Source organism: Arthrobacter agilis (assembly GCF_002953615.1).
GTDB lineage: Bacteria > Actinomycetota > Actinomycetes > Actinomycetales > Micrococcaceae > Arthrobacter_D > Arthrobacter_D agilis_B.
The window spans coordinates 3435375-3437701 of record NZ_CP024915.1 but is presented as its reverse complement, the minus strand read 5'-3'; the positions used below and the strand labels follow the sequence as shown (position 1 = coordinate 3437701).

The 2327-nt window shown below is 70.3% G+C and carries 1 protein-coding gene; it reads left to right on the top strand.

Features of this window, described 5'->3' with window-relative positions; genetic code table 11:
* Positions 1–21 precede the first annotated feature (21 nt).
* Positions 22–2327, top strand: a 2306-nt coding sequence (locus tag CVO76_RS16935; protein WP_208741892.1) for a molybdopterin oxidoreductase family protein, incomplete at its 3' end; no start/stop codon positions are given.

Here is a 2327-nt window from a genome sequence, read left to right as displayed (position 1 = left end):
ACCCCGTCGAGAGGAACCGCCGTGGTCGATCGTATTGCCGACGTCTGGGGTACCCGGACCCCCTATGCCCGGGACGAGCGCTGGCCCGTGCGCGTCGACCAGTCCCTCGCGCCGGGCGTTGCGGAGGACGACGTCGACCGCTGGGTCCAGTCCGCCTGCGTCCTGTGCAGCAACGGCTGCGGGTGCGACATCGCAGTCAAGGACGGGCGCATGGTCGGTGTCCGTGGCCGCGCCGTGGACACCGTCAACCACGGCCGGCTCGGCCCCAAGGGCCTCTTCGGAAGCTGGCAGGGCGTCGACAACGGGGACCGCCTCACCCGCCCGCTCGTCCGCGTGGACGGGGAACTGGTCGAGACCGACTGGGACACGGCCATGGACCGCATCGTGGGGCGGAGCAGGGAACTGCTGTCCACCAGGGGTCCTCTGAGCCACGGTTTCTACACCACCGGGCAGCTGTTCCTCGAGGAGTACTACGCCCTCGGGATCATCGGCAAGGCCGGTATCGGGACGCCCCACATGGACGGCAACACGCGCCTGTGCACGGCGACGGCGGCCACGGCCATGAAGGAGAGCTTCGGCTCCGACGGCCAACCGGGCAGCTACGTCGACATCGACGAGTGCGACGCCATGTTCCTCTTCGGGCACAACATGGCCGAGACGCAGACCGTCCTCTGGATGCGGGTGCTGGACCGGCTCGCGGGGCCCAATCCGCCGCGCGTCGTCTGCGTGGATCCCCGTGGGACGGAGGTGGCCAGGGTCGCCGAGGTCCATCTCGCCGTCCGGCCCGGCACCAACCTCGCCCTGATGAACGGCCTGGTGCGGGAACTGCTCCACCGCGGCTGGATCGACGAGCGGTACATCGCCGACCACACCCTGAACATCGACCGGTTGCGCTCCACGGTCGAGCGGTGGACGCCCGAGGCGGTCGCCGAGACCTGCGGTGTCGACGCCGAGGACGTCCGGAGGGCGGCCGAGATCTTCGGCACCAGCGAGCGCGTGCTCTCCACCGTGCTGCAGGGGTTCTACCAGTCGGCACAGGCGACCGCCGCGTCCTGCCAGGTCAACAACCTGCACCTGCTGCGCGGCATGCTCGGGAAGGAGGGCAGCGGGATCCTGCAGATGAACGGGCAACCGACGGCGCAGAACAACCGCGAGTGCGGGGCCGACGGCGACCTCCCGGGCTTCCGGAACTGGGAGAATCCGCAGCACGTCCAGGAGCTGGCCACCCTGTGGGACGTGGACCCCGACATCATCCCGCACTGGGCCCCGCCGACCCACGCGATGCAGATCTTCCGCTACGCGGAGGCCGGCTCCATCGAGTTCCTGTGGATTTCCGCGACCAATCCCGCCGTGTCCATGCCGCAGCTCGGGAGGATCCGCCGGATCCTCGGCTCCGAAGGACTGTTCCTCGTGGTGCAGGACCTGTACCTCACGGAAACCGCACGATACGCCGACGTGGTGCTCCCCTGCGCAGCCTGGGGGGAGAAGACCGGCACCTTCACGAACGTGAACCGCACGGTGCACCTGTCGGACAAGGCCGTGGAGCCGCCCGGCGAGGCGAAGAGCGATCTCGACGTGTTCCTCGACTATTCGCGGCGGATGGACTTCCGCACCCGCAGCGGCAGGCCGCTGCTGGACTGGGCGGGCCCCGAGGACGGGTTCCGGGCGTGGCAGGAGTGCAGCCGCGGCAGGCCCTGCGACTACACGGGCATCAGCTACGGACGGTTGCGCGGGGGCAGCGGCATCCCGTGGCCCTGCAACGACGAGCACCCCGACGGGACGGTCCGGCTCTATCCGGACGGGGACTTCCCGACCGACCCGGACCACTGCGAGTCCTACGGGCACGATCTCCTCACGGGCGCGGCCACGGGCCCGGTCCTGTACCGGGCGACCGTCGAACCGGGGAAGGCCTGGCTCAAGAGCGAGGACTACCGCCCGCCGCACGAGGAACCCGATGACGAGTACCCGCTGCGGTACACGACAGGGCGGACGGTCTACCAGTTCCACACCCGGACCAAGACCGGGCGCAGCCGCGCCCTGGACCGCGCCGCGCCCGGGGCATGGCTGGAGGTGTCGGTCCCCGACGCGCGCCGGCTCGGCCTGGCCGAGGGTGATGTCGTCTCCGTCCGATCGAGGCGCGGCCACCTGGAGGTCCCGGTGCGGATCGGCGACCTCCGTGAGGGCACGGTCTTCGCCCCCTTCCACTACGGCTACTGGGACGACGACGGCGGGGGGCGGTCGGCGGGAGGCCACCACGCGGCCAACGAGCTCACCATGACCGAGTGGGATCCCGTGTCCAAGCAGCCGGTCTTCAAGAACGCCGCCGT